The sequence below is a fragment of the Pseudarthrobacter sp. NS4 genome, from assembly GCF_024758005.1.
GTDB lineage: Bacteria > Actinomycetota > Actinomycetes > Actinomycetales > Micrococcaceae > Arthrobacter.
In genome coordinates, this window is the sequence record NZ_CP103288.1 from 1,014,156 (window position 1) to 1,028,395 (window position 14,240).

Genomic DNA, 14,240 nt, shown 5'->3' on the forward strand with positions numbered 1-14,240 from the left:
CCAACGTTACCGCTGGTCAGGCTTTCCTGCCCGGCGCCGCCCGGCAACGCTGTCCAGAACAAGGAAAAGCATGAGGAGGAATGCCACCGGCAGGCCGTACAGCGCAGAATAGGTGACCCAGGCCGGCGCAACATTGCCTGCGAAGGCAAGCGCCATCACGGCTCCAACTGCTGCCAGGGAGAGCACGGCAATGGCTGCGGCGGCGATCATAACGGGCCGCCGGTAACGCGAGGGTGTCATGGACGTAACGCTACAGCCCCTGCGGTGGCGGGCGTGAACCCGTTGCCTGGGCGCCGTTGGAAGCAGGATTAGGGCACCGGGCAGGATAACCTTGAAAGATACAGACCAACACGGTTCGCAGCTGCCATACCTTGAACCCGTACAACAATACGGATGCGGTGGCGGCTGGCCGTGTCTCACGACAGCAGAACGAAGAAGGTTGATTACGTGCCTACCGGCAAGGTCAAGTGGTATGACAAGGACAAGGGCTTCGGGTTCCTCGCAGGAGAGGATGGCCAGGAGGTTTTCCTGCCCAAATCGTCGCTTCCCGAGGGCGTAACGGAGCTCAAGGCCGGCACCCGCGTCGAGTTCGGCGTGGCCGACGGCCGGAAAGGTGCGCAGGCCCTGGGCCTGCGTGTCCTGGACAAGACGCCGTCCATCGCCAAGGCGAAGCGGCCCAGTGCAAAGGACCTCGCTCCGCTGGTCCAGGACCTGGTGACCGTACTGGATAACCTTTCCGGAACCCTGTCCAAAGGCAAATACCCGGAAGGCAACAAGGGCAAGGCGATCGCGGCTGCCCTGCGTAAGGTTGCCGACGAGCTGGACGTTTAGCACCGATGAGTCCGCAAGCTGAACAGCCGGCGGCGCCGGAGCAGGGCCAGGCGGGCCCGACGCCGGCGGATGCCGAAAGCCCTGTCCCCGCCGCCGCTGCCAAAATCGGCTCCAAGCGCCCGGCCGGTGTGCCGGTATGGCGGACCGGAAAGCCGGACGCATTCCTGGCTGCTGCCGTGGAGACGGCCCGGACCGCCTTGGAGGGCATCACCGCCGCCTCCGATATTGGGCGCCACGTCGCCGCCAAGAGCGAAGGCGACCGGCTTGTCACGCACCTTTTTGAGTCGAAGCTGCCCGGTTACGCTGGCTGGCATTGGTATGCGGTGGTCACCCGCAACTCCCGTTCAAAGGTGGTCACCGTCAGCGAGCTGGGGCTGCTGCCGTCCGAAGATTCCATTCTTGCCCCCGAATGGGTTCCATGGGCGGAACGCGTCCGTCCCGAGGACGCGCAGCAACAGGAAAAGGACACCCCGGAACAGGGCAAGGCGTCGCCGGAAACCGGCGAACCGGCGCCGGATGGGGATATGACAGGGACCGGGCCTGCCGGGCAGGACCCGGAGATCCCGGAGTTCGACGCCACGGGCTCTGATGCCGCGGACAATGATTTCATTGAGCAGCACCCGGGGGACGACGCCGGCACGGACTAGTTGCCTGCGCCTCCCAGCCGACGGGGACACGCAAACGGCGCCGACCGGGCAGGACCCGGGCGGCGCCGTCGGACGTTAAGGGAGCGCCCCTGGCGGGCTACTTGCGCAGTTCGCCCACCACGTAGTCGATGCTGGCCAGCAAGGCGGAAACGTCGTCGGGCTCGATGGCAACGAAGGTTGCGATGCGCAGCTGGTTGCGGCCCAGCTTCCGGTACGGTTCGGTGTCCACGATCCCGTTGGCGCGCAGGACCTTGGCCACCTGGGCGGCGTCAACCGACTCGTCGAAGTCGATGGTGGCAATGACGTTCGAACGTTCATCAGGATTGGTGACGAACGGGGTTGCATACTCCGAGCCCTCGGCCCAGGAGTAGATGCGTCCGGCCGAATCCGCTGTGCGTTTTGCAGCGAAGTCCAGGCCGCCGTTGGAGTTGAGCCACTGCACCTGGGCGTCCAGGGTCACCAGGGTGGACAGGGACGGGGTGTTGTAGGTCTGGTTCAGCCGTGAGTTGTCGATGGCCGTCTGCAGGTCCAGGAAGTCCGGGATCCAGCGGCCGCCGGCCTTGATCCGGGCGGCACGTTCCACGGCGGCGGGGGAGAACAGGCCCAGCCAGAGCCCGCCGTCGGACGCAAAGTTTTTCTGCGGTGCGAAGTAGTAGACGTCGCTTTGGGCTACATCGACGTCCAGGCCGCCCGCAGCCGAGGTGGCATCCACCAGCACCAGTGCGCCCTCATCGGCTCCCGCAACCCGCTGCACGGGAGCGGAAACACCGGTGGACGTTTCGTTTTGCGGCCAGGCGTAGACGTCCACGCCTGGTTCGGCCTGTGCCGCGGGACGGGTGCCCGGCTCGGACTTGAGGATCGAGGACGCTTCCAGGAAGGGGGCTTTGTTTGTTGCCGCCGCGAACTTGGATCCGAACTCGCCAAAGGACAGGTGCTGGGCTTTTTTCTCCACCAGTCCGAAGCTGGCAACATCCCAGAACGCCGTGGAGCCGCCCACGCCCAGGACAACTTCGTAACCTTCCGGTGCGCGGAAGAACTGGCTCAGGCCGTCGCGGACCGAGCCAACGAGGTTCTTGACCGGGGCCTGCCGGTGGGACGTGCCCAGGATGTTCTTTGATGCGGCGGACAGCGCATCAATCTGTTCCTGCCTGACCTTGGAAGGTCCGGCGCCGAACCGCCCGTCCTGAGGCAGGAGGTCGGCGGGAATAGTGATGCTGGGTTCGCTCACAGGTGCTCCAATTTCGGCGTGATGTGACTTTGGTCCGGGCGGGTGAATGGTTGCCGGCGGGCAGTCGGCAATGACTGCGACTCAGGCCTTCCCATTCTGCCTGAACAGCTGTTTCGGCGGGAACCGGGACCGTCATAGTCCAGCCATTGAGACGTCTTGCCGGCGCCCGCCAACTATTCGGACTAAGTCAAAATAGGCTAAGCTTGCCAACGGACTACGTCGCAGTGAAAGGCGATACGGTGGGACAACGCAAGGTACTGCGCTCGAGGAGCTGAGCTGGATGACGGATCTGATCGACACTACGGAAATGTACCTTCGCACCATTTTGGAGCTTGAGGAAGAAAACATTGTTGCCCTCCGGGCCCGTATTGCAGAACGGCTGCGCCACTCGGGGCCCACGGTTTCCCAGACCATTGGCCGGATGGAGCGCGACGGCCTGGTGGTGGTGTCCGGCGACCGGCACCTCGAGCTCACCGAAAGCGGCCGCAAGCGGGCTACGGAGGTCATGCGCAAGCACCGGCTGGCCGAGCGGCTCCTGGCGGATGTCATCGGCCTGGACTGGGCTTACGTCCACGATGAAGCCTGCCGGTGGGAACACGTCATGAGCGAGCGGGTGGAGCGGCGCATCTACGAGCTGCTCGATCACCCCACCCAGTCGCCCTACGGCAACCCTATCCCGGGCCTCGCCGCCCTCGGGGGCCAGCCGGGGCTTGCCGCGTCAGACGGCGCCGTCAGCCTCCTTGAAGCGATGAAGTCCTACGGTCCTGCTTCGGTGGTGACCGTCAGCCGGCTTGCCGAACCCATCCAGGTGGAGCCCGAACTGCTGGTTCAGCTCTACGAGGGGGGCATCCGTCCCGGGGCGGCGGTATCGCTGGAGCGGGTAGGGGATTACATTTCCGTGCGGGTGGCCGGCATTGAAGGCGCCCTGGAACTTCCGCCGGAAGTGGCCGCGCACGTTTTCGTCACGGTCCGGTAGAGGACCATCCCGGGCGCGGGCTACTCCATCAAGCGGACTTACGCAATGATAACGGAATTGTTACTTTGAGGGTTAACCCTCTATAGTTGATCCGAGCGTTGATACTAAAGCGTTACCTGATCTGGAGCCGAGCTCTGCCAGCGGATCAGGAGCACGAGTCATAACTGGCAGAGGCGGGGGAACCACAAGCGGCAGCGGGGGACTGCCTTGGGGTGAAGTCCGTCAGCAGCAAGCCTCTTCCAGTGAAGGAACCTTCCGGGGATATCTCTGTGCCGAAGCTTGCTTACGGCGGACCGGGTCTTTGAACTCTCTGACCCGAATCCGACAGCTAACTTCGCAGGCTTTCAAGAGAGGAATCCTTCTTGTCCATGCAGACCTCCAAGGGGCGCCGCCGTGCGGCGGGCCCCTCATCGACGCCGCGTGTCGTCGAAGTCATCAACACGGAGCGCCCCCGCGACCTCCACCGTGATGCGCGCCGCCGTCGGGGTCCCTTCCGGCAGATCACCGAGTTTGCCTCGGCCAGCGGCATCGGGCAAAAAGCCGGGATCGCGCTTGCGGCCACAGGCCTGGTGCTGACCGTGACTGTTCCGGCCACCAGTCCGGTCATGGCCACCGACACCGGTGCCACACCCGTCGCTGCCTTCGCCGCCACCCCGCAGCCGGCCATCTCTGCCGAGCCGGGAGCGCAGATTGACTTCAGCCGGTCAGCCGTTGTCACGCAGGCTGACCCGGACGGTAAACTCAAACAACTCCTGAGCGCGCAATCAGCCGGTGCGGTCTCCCGTGCCGCTTCCGCTGGAAGCCTTGGCGCCCCGCTGGCCACCCTTTCCACGGCATCGCCGTTCGGCTACCGCATCAGCCCCATCACCGGCGGCTCCGGTGACTTCCACCGCGGGCAGGATTACGTGGCCCAGTGCGGCACGTCCGTCCTCGCTGCTGCCACCGGCACCGTGACGTTCGTTGGCTGGCATCAGTACGGCGGCGGAAACCGCGTCGTTGTGGACCACGGCAACGGCCTGGAGACCACCTACAACCACCTGTCATCGTTCAGCGTCAAGGAAGGCCAGACGGTCTCGCGCGGCGACGTCCTGGCGCTCAGCGGCACCACCGGAGCCTCTACCGGCTGCCACCTCCATTTCGAGGTCCAGATCAACGGCGAAGTTGTCGATCCCACAGGGTGGCTTTAGTCAAATGATGGTCATCTCTCAAATCGTCGTGACCAGCCGTGACCTGAATGTGACATTCACGCAAAACTGCTGTACCGTCTAACTCGCGTCAACTTTTCCGAAGTTGACGCTCTTGTGCGGATTGCCTAACTCTGCCACCGCTCAAGGTCCGTTCGCATTTCATCGTCTGGCAGGGGCGGGGGAACCAATTTTGGTCTTCGTTTCTGAAGGCCTTGGGGTTAAGTCGCAAAGCTTCCTTTGGAAGCCGCGCGGCCGGGTGACTCCCATCCGAATCCGACAGCTCACCTCGCAGGCATTGGGAGAGGCTACCTTCGTGTCTTCACGCCATAATTCTGCGCGCCACCGTGCGCAAACGGTTCGTACCAACCCTTTGGACGCAATGTCCAAGGCTGTTAGTGCCAATGCCGGGACAGTAGGTCGCCAGGCTGCCGTTGTCGCAGCCGCATCCGGCCTTGTCCTTGGCATGGGACTGCCGGCCAACGCGGCGGACACGGCTGGTGTCTCCGCTTCCACCGAGTCGGGTTCCGCACAGACTGCCCTGGCCGTCACCGCAGCGCCCACCGCCACCGTTTCCTTCGAGCGCCCCGTGGTGAAGACCACCGCTGCTCCGAAGATCGAGCCGGTCCGCACGCAGTCCACTGCCGCTGCCACCCGCGACGGTTCCACGGCCACCACCGTGTCCACCGCTTCCACCGCGGAAAAGGCAGTAGAGGCCGTTAGCTCTGCAGCTACCTCAGGCATCGCAGCCATCGCTTACACGGGCATCGGCCGCCCCTATGTCTGGGGCGGCACCAGCCCCAACGGCTGGGACTGCTCGGGCTTCACCCAGTGGGTTTACGCCCAGGCCGGCATCAGCATCCCGCGCGTCAACGCCTGGACGGCCATGACCCCTACCTCCACCCCCAAGCCGGGTGACCTGGTCATGCAGAACGGCGGAGCCCACGTCGGAATTTACGTCGGTAACGGCATGATGGTCAGCGCGCTCAACCCCTCCCAGGGCACGCTGCTTCACTCTGTGGCCGCCACCGGATCCTCCTCCTTCTACACCATGGGCAACTAATAGTTCTTGGGGCTTCGGCCCCAGGAACTATTTCTTTGCCTGCGCTTTTCGCTAAATCACCACATCCCCGTTCGGAACCCGCCGACATACCCCCAAGATGCCGGCGCGTCCAAAACTCTCGGCTGCCCACAGGCCCGAGGAAAACGAAAGAGAGAACTGATGACTACTCGTGCTACCGCACGGCACCGCGCCGAGGTCACCAAAACCAACTCAATCGCTGTCATTGCCAAGGCTGTCGGCGAGAACGCCGGCGGCGTAGGCCGCCAGGCCGCGGTAATCGCCGCCGCCTCGGGCCTGGTCCTGACCAGTGGCATCGCAGCCAACGCTGCCGACGCCAACGTCCAGCGGGACTCCGCACCGGCTTCCACACTGGAAGTTGAGTCCGCGATCGAGGCTCCGATTTCTGCGGCATCCACCATTGCCATCACCTTCGAAAAGCCTGCCGTGACCACTACGCCGGCTCCTGTTATCGAAGAACCGGCACCTGTTGAGGTCAAGGAGGCCGAGCCGGCTCCCGCCGTTGCCCAGCCTGCTGCAGCTCCCAAGGTGACCGCCAAGGTTTCCACCGCCGCAGCCCCCGCTGCCGCTCCTGCTGCTTCCGCCAGCGGCAAGGGTGCAGCCATCCTGTCCGCTGCCTACGCCCAGCTGGGCGTTATGCAGGACTGCACCATGCTGGTCACCAACTCCCTGGCCGCCGTGGGCATCAACTTCCACGACTGGCCCGCAGGCTACCTCTCCCTGGGCCGCACGGTGAGCGCTGCCGAGGCTCAGCCGGGCGACCTGATCTACTACGCTGACGGTGGCGCCGGTATGGCGCACATCGCTGTCTACGCCGGCAACGGCCAGGCTGTGCACGGCGGGTACAACGGCAACCAGACCGTGGTCTTCAGCGCCAATGTTGGCTCCGGCCCGGTGTTCATCCGCGTGAACTAATGTGCCCTTGGGACACCGGACTGCTGTCCGGCTGAACTGACGGAACCAAAGGACTCCTGCCTCATCGCAGGGGTCCTTTTCGTTTAATGGAGCTTGGACACGCGGCCGGCGGCCGCCTCCCGCCCGAATTGATGCGCAAGAGCGCACCAGCCGGATTACCCGATAGTGCACTTCTTTGTTTACTCTTGTGGTGTCGATCCATAGCCCGGACATGCCGAGGGCAGCCGGCCCTCGTGCCCCTGACGGGTGCGGCCGTGAAGAGGTACGTGCATGCGCACTCTCGTTCTGAATGCTGGATATGAACCGCTGGCGGTTATCACTTTCCGCCGGGCGCTGGTGCTTGTGCTCACAGGCAAGGCGAGCGTGGTGGCCGAAGGGGACGATCCCGTGGTGGGTCCCCAGGAAATCCTGGGCCGCCCGTCCGTGATTCTCCTGAACCGCTACATCCGTCCCAGATACAACCAGGCCACAGCCGTCAGCCGGCGGGGGGTGCTGAGACGCGACGGGCACAAATGCGCGTATTGCGGTAAAGCGGCGCACACCATCGACCACGTGCATCCCAAGTCCCGCGGCGGTGCTGATTCATGGGAGAACCTCGTGGCAGCCTGCCTTCGCTGCAACAACGTCAAAGGCGACCATACCCCGGCTGAAATGGGCTGGAAACTGCGGTTCGTACCGGAGCCTCCACGCGGCGCCATCTGGCAAATCAAGGAACTGGAAAAGCCCACGCCAGCGTGGGATCCGTTCCTGTTGCCCGAACGCGCTGCCTGACGTACCCGCTGTACGGCCGGCCAGCCACGTCCGGGGAGCCGGTAGGCTGGGACAGTGGAAGAGAGCGCCCCGTACTTTGATGCCTTGATCCTGGCCGGAGGCCGGTCCTCGCGGCTCGGTGGTGTGCCGAAACAGAACCTGGTGTACCACGGCGCTACCCTCCTGCAGCGGGCCCTTGCCGCCGCTTCAGGTGCCGGTCGCGTCGTGGTGGTGGGGCCCGACCCCGGACGCCTGCCGCAGGGCGTCCTCTCCTGTCGGGAGAAGCCGGAATTTGCAGGGCCTGCTGCTGCCATTGCGGCCGGACTCGAAACCCTGAAGCCTGATGGGGGAGGTGCTGAATACACGCTGGTGCTGGCCTGCGACATGCCCCTGGTGTCCGACGCTGTCAAGGCCCTGCGCTCGGAGCTGCTGTCTGGGAAAAGCATGGAAGCAGACGCGATTCTGGCCCGGACGGATGACGGAACTCCGGAGGGCAGGATCCAGCCGCTGGCCGGCCTTTATCGCACAGCCGGGCTAAATAAAGCCGTGCGGGATCTTGCAGCCAAGGGGGGCTTAATCAACGGCTCTGTCCGGTCGCTCCTTGCTAGTCTGGACGTGCGGCTTGTCACCGTCCCTGATGCGTCCACAGCAGACGTGGATACCTGGGACGATGCCTCCGCACTAGGGATTGCCGCCGGCAACCAGGACACCGCACCTGGCCGGCGCGGCCGCAGTTAACTTGGGAGGCAGTTCGTGAAGAGCCAGGATGAAACGCTGGAGGAATGGTGCAGGTCCCTGCTTCAGGCCTATGAACTTGAGGACGTCCAGGTGGATGTCAACGCCATCCTCTCGCTCGCCGGCGTAGCCGCCCATTCCGTGGTCCGCCCCGCTGCTCCGCTCACCACCTTCATTGCAGGTTTTGCCGCCGGCCTTGCCTCGGGAGCGGACCGGACGGCGGACGCCGCCTCCATGGACGCGGCCCTGGCCGTGGCCCGCAGCCTGGCGGCTGACTACGATGCTGAAGCCGCCGGGACTCCCGGCGAATGACCGGGGAATCCCAGGAAGAAACCGGCAAGCCCGAAGGGCAGGAAGCACCGCATCACCTCGCCCACACCTGGGAAGAAGCCCGGCAGGCGGCCTTCGACGCCGCCACGCCTATTCCTGCCGGGCCCGTGGCGCTGGAGCTGGCCCTTGGCCGCCGCCTGGACCAGGACATCGTGGCTCTCCAGGACATGCCGCACTACGCGTCTTCAGCGATGGACGGATGGGCTGTGAACGGAACCGATCCGTGGATCCCGGTGGAGCCGGGGACCAGGCTGGCGCCGCACCAGGCCAGTCCCATTGTGACGGGCGGCCTCGTTCCTCCCGGCGCCAAGGCCGTACTCCGCAGTGAGAGCGCCGTCATGGAAAAGGACGACGACGGGCTGCCCGTCCTGGCGGCCGGCGGAACCGCCCGTCCGGGCGAACCGCGCAATGGCCAGCACATCCGGAAGGCGGGGGAGGAAGCCCGGGAAGGGGACATCCTGGTCAAGGCTGGCGTGGAGCTGAATCCGGCGCATCTGGCACTCGCTGCCCTGGCCGGCCACGACGAGTTGCGCGTCCAGGGCAAGCCCCTTGTGCGGCTGCTGCTGACCGGTTCCGAGGTGGTGGCGCACGGGCTCCCGGTCCCGGGCCAGGTGCGTGACACGTTCGGTCCCCAGTTGCCGGCAGTCGTCACGATGCTCGGCGGCATCGCCGGCGGACAGCAGAAAATCGGAGATTCCTATCCGGAATGGCTCGCCGCCCTGGAGGACGTGGTTCCGGAGGTGCCCGGTGCGCCTGACCTGCCCGCCGACGTCGTCATCACCACAGGCGGGACGGGGCGCTCCGGCACGGACCACCTGCGCCGCGCAGTTGCTGAGCTGGGCGGGCGGCTGATCATCGACGGCGTGGCGATGCGTCCCGGGCATCCGGCTGTCCTGGCTGAGTTGCCGGACGGCCGCTTTGTGCTGGGCCTGCCGGGCAATCCGCTCGCGGCAATGATGGCGCTGTCCACCGTGGGCGCCCCGCTGCTGGCCGCACTGGGCCACGGTCCGATGCCAGCGGTGCAGGATGTGCCGTGCGGAACCGTGATCGACCCCGAGCCGGGCCGCACCCGGCTGATGCCCTTCAGTCTCCTGTATGGCATGGCCTCGCCAGCGCAGCATACGGGACCGGGCATGATGCGGGGACTCGCCTCCGCCGACGGCGTCATGGTGGTGCCGCCGCACGGGGTGCAGTTGGGTGAGGCAGTGCCTGCCTTCGCTTTACCCTGGTCTGCTCCCATTCCCGGGCCTGCAGAAGCCCCGGCCAAGGCAAAGCCCCGGAGCGGCGGCCGGACTGCCCGGACTGCTGCCAAGCCCGCCCCGGACGGCCCGGTGGACTGGAGCGCCCTCCTTGGTTGAACCCTCGGTGCCTGCCGGCTCCCCGCGGTGTCATGATGGAGTTATGGAAAGGCAGGGTGGGACATGGGACGCGTAACCCAGCGCCGCAAGGTGCATAAGTATGTGCTGGACGGTTCACAGAATGCCCTCGAGTTCCCGGTGCGGTACCGGGAGGACGTCCTGGCTGTGGAGGAACCGCTGGAGATCCGTTTGGGCCGGCTCTCCTTCTCCGTCACCATGCGGACTCCTGGCGACGACTTTGACCTGGTGGCCGGGTTCCTGGTGTCCGAGGGCGTTATCTGGACCGCAGAACAGCTCGTTTCGCTGCGGTTCTGTGCCGGCGAAGACGAAAACGGGGTCCAGACATTCAACGTGGTGGAGGCGCAGCTGCGGCCGGACGTCCCGCTCCCCGCCACCGGGCGCAATGTCTATACGTCCAGTTCCTGCGGCATTTGCGGGACGGATTCGATCGAGGCGGTGGAGAAATCCTCGCACTACAGCCCGCAGTCCGATCCTGTGACGGTGGATGCCCAGGTCCTTGCCTCACTTCCTGCACTGCTCCGCCAGTCCCAGCGCGTCTTCGACGAGACCGGGGGAGTGCACGCGGCCGGGCTGTTCAAGGTAAAGGACGACGGCGGTGTGGAGCTTCTCTGCCTCCGCGAGGACGTGGGGCGGCACAACGCGGTGGACAAGGTGGTGGGCTGGGCACTGCGCGAAGGACTCCTCCCGCTGCGGGGAACGGTTCTGCAGGTATCGGGCAGGGCATCCTTCGAGCTGGTGCAGAAAGCCGCCCTGGCAGGCATTCCCGTGCTGGCCGCCGTCAGCGCGCCCTCCAGCCTGGCCGTTGAACTAGCCGAAGCAAGCGGAGTGACCCTGGCAGGCTTCAGCCGCGGTACCAGCCTGAATATCTATGCCGGCGATGAGCGCATCGCCAGGCCTGTGGTCAACATGCCACCCGCCTGAGCTTTCGCCGTGGGGTTTCGCGCGCGTTCCGCGGAGGGGTTGGTTATCAGGCTACTAGCGGGTAGATTTGTCCATCGAATGGACACGTTGGTCCAGCTGCAAACTCATAAGAAGGCCTACATTGCATGACGACCGCCGGATCACGGAAGTCCGCCTGGAAAGGTTTGTGCGTGAGCGCATCATCCCTGCCATCTACAGCCGGACCCTTCCCCTCTCCCTGAGCAGCTGGGACGTCCCCGACGAACCGGTCCCCGCGCTGGAGGCAATGCGCCAGGAATTCCAGCCGCAGGAACATGGCGCACCCTGGGGAAAGCCCTGGGGGACCAAGTGGCTTCACCTTCGGGGCGAAGTCCCCGAATCGTGGGGCACCGCGCCGGATACCACGGTGGAGGTGGTGGTGGACATTGGCTTCACCATCGAAACCCCGGGCTTCCAGTGCGAGGGCATTGCCTGGCGCCCGGACGGCACCATCATCAAGGCCGTCTCCCCGCGGAACCGGTACATCCCGTTGAAGCTGCTGGGTGGCGGCATGGCGGTGGACTTCTACGTCGAAGCCGCCGCCAACCCCGATGTTGCCCAGGGCTGGACCTTCGCCGCTACGCCGTATGGGGACAAATCAACGGCCGGAACAGCCCCGCAGTACAGGCTCGGAACCATTGCCATTGCCGAGCTGAACCAGAACGTGTGGGAGTTGCAGCAGGATGTCTGGACCCTGGCGGGACTCATGGAGCAGTTGCCGCTGGAGCTGCCGCGCAGGCATGAAATCCTCCGGGCACTTGAGCGCATGATGGACGTGATGGATCCGGACGACGTTGCCGGAACAGCCGCAGCAGGACGCGACGCGCTCGCCGAAGTCCTGGCCAGGCCCGCCTACGCCTCAGCCCACCAGTTGGTTGCCACCGGCCACGCCCACATAGACTCCGCGTGGCTCTGGCCGGTACGGGAAACAATGCGCAAATGCGCCCGGACGTTTTCCAACGTGGTGTCCCTCATGGACGAAAACCCTGACTTCGTCTTTTCCTGCTCCTCCGCCCAGCAGCTTGCCTGGATCAAGGAGTTCTACCCCGAGCTGTTCAGCCGGATCCGGGAAAAGGTCCGGTCCGGGCAGTTCGTACCCGTGGGCGGCATGTGGGTGGAATCGGATACCAACATGCCCGGCGGCGAGGCCATGGCGCGGCAGTTCCTGGAGGGGAAGAGCTTCTTCCTGGCCGAGTTCGGCGTGGACTGCCGTGAAGCCTGGCTGCCGGACTCGTTCGGGTATTCCGCAGCCCTGCCGCAAATCGTCAAGTCCGCCGGCAGCCGCTGGTTCCTGACCCAGAAGATTTCGTGGAACCAGACCAACAGGATGCCCCACCATACTTTCAACTGGGAGGGCATCGACGGCACCCGGCTCTTCACCCACTTCCCGCCGGTGGACACCTACAACTCCGAACTCAGCGGACGCGAACTTGCCCATGCCGAACGGAACTACCGCGACCACGGCCGCGGGACAGTCTCGCTGGTGCCGTTCGGCTATGGGGACGGCGGCGGTGGACCCACCCGCGAAATGCTGGCGGCGGCAGCCCGCACCGCAAACCTGGAGGGCTCCCCGAAGGTCCGGATCGGTTCCGCCGAGAGTTTCTTCCGGCAGGCTGAACAGGATTACCCTGCGCTGCCCGTGTGGGTGGGCGAAATGTACCTTGAACTGCACCGCGGCACGTACACCAGCCAGGCCCGCACCAAGAAGGGGAACCGGCGCAGCGAACACCTGCTCCGCGAAGCGGAACTGTGGTGCGCCACGGCCGCCGTCCGGACTGACGGTGCGTTCGCCTACCCGGCGGCCGAACTGAAACGCCTGTGGCGGCTGGTGCTCTTGCAGCAGTTCCATGACATCCTTCCCGGCAGTTCCATCGCCTGGGTCCACCACGATGCGGAGCGGAACTACCAGGCGATTGAAACCGCCCTTGAAGCACTTATCGGGCAGGCTGCTTCCGCGGTGCTCGGCAAGGGGGAGCGGCAGTTCCTGCTGAATGCGGCACCCCATGCCAGGGAGGGAGTGGCGCCGCTGTCGGCAGCGGAACCCGTCACCATTCCTGGCGCCGTTAGTGCTACTGCCGATGCCGGCGGCTACGTCCTGGATAACGGGGTCATCCGGGCTGTCCTGGACGCTCACGGCCTGATCGTCTCCCTGCGCGACTACGCCAGCGGCCGTGAAGCAATCGCTCCGGGCGAGTACGGAAACTTGCTCGAACTGTACCGCGACACCCCCAACGAGTGGGATGCCTGGGACATTGATGAGTTCTACCGGCGCAACGTCACAGCCCTGACCAGCGCACAGTCATTGCGGCTGGAGGAGCATGGCGGCGCCGCCGTCGTGGTGGTCGAACGGCTGGCCGGGGCGTCGCCGCTCACCCAGCGCATCACCCTTGCGCCCGGAAGCCCCTCGCTGTCCATCTCCACCTCGGTGGACTGGCAGGAACGCGAAAAGCTGCTCAAGCTTGGCTTCGCAGTGGACGTCCGAGCGGACCGGTCCGCCGCGGAGACCCAGTTTGGGCACGTTTTCCGGCCGACGCACACCAATACCTCCTGGGAAGCGGCGAAGTTTGAGATCTGCGCCCACCGGTGGATCCATGTGGCCGAACCCGGCTACGGCGTGGCGGTGTCCAATTCGTCCACCTACGGGCACGATGTCACCAGGAGCGTCAGGGCTTCCGACGGCGGCACCACCACCACGGTGCGCCTGTCGCTGCTGCGTGCCCCCAAGTTCCCGGATCCGGAAGCAGACCGTGGGCGTCACGAGCTGAACGTCACTATCCGGCCGGGCGCCGATATTGCCGACGCTGTCCAGGAGGGCTACCGCACCAACCTGGCGCCCCGTCTGGTCCGCGGCGCTTCCCCGGTTGAACCACTGTTCTCCGTCACCAATCCCGCCTTGGTGATCGAAGCCGTCAAGCTTGCCGAGGACGGGTCCGGAGATGTGATCGTCCGGCTGTACGAGTCCTTGGGCCAACGTTCAGCCGGAAGGATCACCGGCAACTTCCAGGCAGGGGCGATACAAACGGTGGACCTGCTGGAACGTGAGGTTCCAGCCCCGGGGGTGGAGCCGGATGGGAAGGGCGCCACACTGCACCTGCGCCCGTTCCAGCTCGTCACCCTGAGGTTCGTCCGGGCGGCAGTCTGAACGTCGCGGCTCGGCGAACCAGGCCTTAAATCAGCGAACAAGGCCTTAAATAGGCTGAGTGGGGGCGGTCCCCAACGGCCCGCCACCACTCATCCCCCCAATG

General features: G+C 65.3%; 14 protein-coding genes and 2 riboswitches. Of the genes, 12 read left to right on the forward strand and 2 right to left on the reverse strand.

Annotated features, from left to right (window positions below; genetic code table 11):
* Positions 1–6: 6 nt before the first annotated feature.
* Positions 7–240, reverse strand: a complete 234-nt coding sequence (locus tag NXY83_RS04795; protein ID WP_258804949.1) for a hypothetical protein — start codon at positions 238–240, stop codon at positions 7–9.
* A gap of 207 nt (positions 241–447) precedes the next feature.
* On the opposite strand from NXY83_RS04795, the gene NXY83_RS04800 reads away from it, so the two are divergent.
* Positions 448–831 (forward strand): cold-shock protein, encoded by a 384-nt coding sequence (locus tag NXY83_RS04800; protein ID WP_142131045.1) that lies wholly within the window; start codon positions 448–450, stop codon positions 829–831.
* 5 nt (positions 832–836) lie between these two features.
* Positions 837–1,478 carry a DUF3027 domain-containing protein gene (locus NXY83_RS04805; protein ID WP_258804950.1) on the forward strand — a complete coding sequence of 214 codons (642 nt, stop codon included), beginning with the start codon at positions 837–839 and terminating at the stop codon, positions 1,476–1,478.
* A 97-nt stretch (positions 1,479–1,575) separates the two neighbouring features.
* Here NXY83_RS04805 and serC read toward each other — a convergent pair whose 3' ends face one another.
* Positions 1,576–2,706 (reverse strand): phosphoserine transaminase, encoded by a 1,131-nt coding sequence (serC, locus tag NXY83_RS04810; RefSeq protein WP_258804951.1) that lies wholly within the window; start codon positions 2,704–2,706, stop codon positions 1,576–1,578.
* Positions 2,707–2,986: 280 nt separating this feature from the next.
* Here serC and NXY83_RS04815 point away from each other — a divergent pair, with 280 nt between their 5' ends.
* From NXY83_RS04815 to NXY83_RS04860, 10 genes are all read left to right on the forward strand, one after another.
* Complete coding sequence (locus tag NXY83_RS04815) at positions 2,987–3,682, forward strand: metal-dependent transcriptional regulator (protein ID WP_258804952.1); 696 nt, start codon at positions 2,987–2,989, stop codon at positions 3,680–3,682.
* Between the two features lie 140 nt (positions 3,683–3,822).
* Positions 3,823–4,040, forward strand: a riboswitch (cyclic di-AMP (ydaO/yuaA leader).
* A 10-nt stretch (positions 4,041–4,050) separates the two neighbouring features.
* On the forward strand, positions 4,051–4,869 hold the full coding sequence (locus NXY83_RS04820) for a M23 family metallopeptidase (RefSeq protein ID WP_258806067.1): 819 nt from the start codon (positions 4,051–4,053) through the stop codon (positions 4,867–4,869).
* Positions 4,870–4,997: 128 nt separating this feature from the next.
* Positions 4,998–5,178: riboswitch (cyclic di-AMP (ydaO/yuaA leader) on the forward strand.
* A gap of 70 nt (positions 5,179–5,248) precedes the next feature.
* Positions 5,249–5,929: a C40 family peptidase gene (locus tag NXY83_RS04825; RefSeq protein ID WP_258804953.1), complete on the forward strand. Its 681-nt coding sequence runs from the start codon at positions 5,249–5,251 to the stop codon at positions 5,927–5,929.
* Positions 5,930–6,088: 159 nt separating this feature from the next.
* Complete coding sequence (locus NXY83_RS04830) at positions 6,089–6,862, forward strand: C40 family peptidase (protein WP_258804954.1); 774 nt, start codon at positions 6,089–6,091, stop codon at positions 6,860–6,862.
* Positions 6,863–7,132: 270 nt separating this feature from the next.
* Positions 7,133–7,633, forward strand: coding sequence for an HNH endonuclease (locus NXY83_RS04835; RefSeq protein WP_258804955.1), 501 nt, complete (start codon positions 7,133–7,135; stop codon positions 7,631–7,633).
* A 54-nt stretch (positions 7,634–7,687) separates the two neighbouring features.
* Positions 7,688–8,350: a molybdenum cofactor guanylyltransferase gene (gene mobA / locus NXY83_RS04840; protein ID WP_258804956.1), complete on the forward strand. Its 663-nt coding sequence runs from the start codon at positions 7,688–7,690 to the stop codon at positions 8,348–8,350.
* Positions 8,351–8,365: 15 nt separating this feature from the next.
* The gene (locus NXY83_RS04845; protein WP_258804957.1) at positions 8,366–8,659 is read left to right on the forward strand and encodes a DUF6457 domain-containing protein; all 294 of its coding nucleotides are present in this window, start codon (positions 8,366–8,368) and stop codon (positions 8,657–8,659) included.
* Positions 8,656–10,035 carry a molybdopterin molybdotransferase MoeA gene (locus NXY83_RS04850; protein WP_258804958.1) on the forward strand — a complete coding sequence of 460 codons (1,380 nt, stop codon included), beginning with the start codon at positions 8,656–8,658 and terminating at the stop codon, positions 10,033–10,035. The genes NXY83_RS04845 and NXY83_RS04850 overlap by 4 nt, the downstream gene beginning before the upstream one ends.
* Positions 10,036–10,098: 63 nt before the next feature.
* The gene (fdhD, locus tag NXY83_RS04855; protein WP_258804959.1) at positions 10,099–10,977 is read left to right on the forward strand and encodes a formate dehydrogenase accessory sulfurtransferase FdhD; all 879 of its coding nucleotides are present in this window, start codon (positions 10,099–10,101) and stop codon (positions 10,975–10,977) included.
* 121 nt (positions 10,978–11,098) lie between these two features.
* On the forward strand, positions 11,099–14,137 hold the full coding sequence (locus NXY83_RS04860; RefSeq protein ID WP_258804960.1) for an alpha-mannosidase: 3,039 nt from the start codon (positions 11,099–11,101) through the stop codon (positions 14,135–14,137).
* Positions 14,138–14,240 lie beyond the last annotated feature (103 nt).

Excerpts from the sequence above, each read along its gene's own strand:
- NXY83_RS04830 (WP_258804954.1), top strand. The coding sequence starts at position 6,089 with ATGACTACTCGTGCTACCGCACGGCACCGCGCCGAGGTCACCAAAACC.
- NXY83_RS04815 (WP_258804952.1), top strand. The coding sequence starts at position 2,987 with ATGACGGATCTGATCGACACTACGGAAATGTACCTTCGCACCATTTTG.
- fdhD (WP_258804959.1), top strand. The coding sequence starts at position 10,099 with ATGGGACGCGTAACCCAGCGCCGCAAGGTGCATAAGTATGTGCTGGAC.
- NXY83_RS04835 (WP_258804955.1), top strand. The coding sequence starts at position 7,133 with ATGCGCACTCTCGTTCTGAATGCTGGATATGAACCGCTGGCGGTTATC.
- NXY83_RS04805 (WP_258804950.1), top strand. The coding sequence starts at position 837 with ATGAGTCCGCAAGCTGAACAGCCGGCGGCGCCGGAGCAGGGCCAGGCG.
- NXY83_RS04825 (WP_258804953.1), top strand. The coding sequence starts at position 5,249 with ATGTCCAAGGCTGTTAGTGCCAATGCCGGGACAGTAGGTCGCCAGGCT.
- NXY83_RS04795 (WP_258804949.1), bottom strand. The coding sequence starts at position 240 with ATGACACCCTCGCGTTACCGGCGGCCCGTTATGATCGCCGCCGCAGCC.
- NXY83_RS04850 (WP_258804958.1), top strand. The coding sequence starts at position 8,656 with ATGACCGGGGAATCCCAGGAAGAAACCGGCAAGCCCGAAGGGCAGGAA.
- NXY83_RS04820 (WP_258806067.1), top strand. The coding sequence starts at position 4,051 with ATGCAGACCTCCAAGGGGCGCCGCCGTGCGGCGGGCCCCTCATCGACG.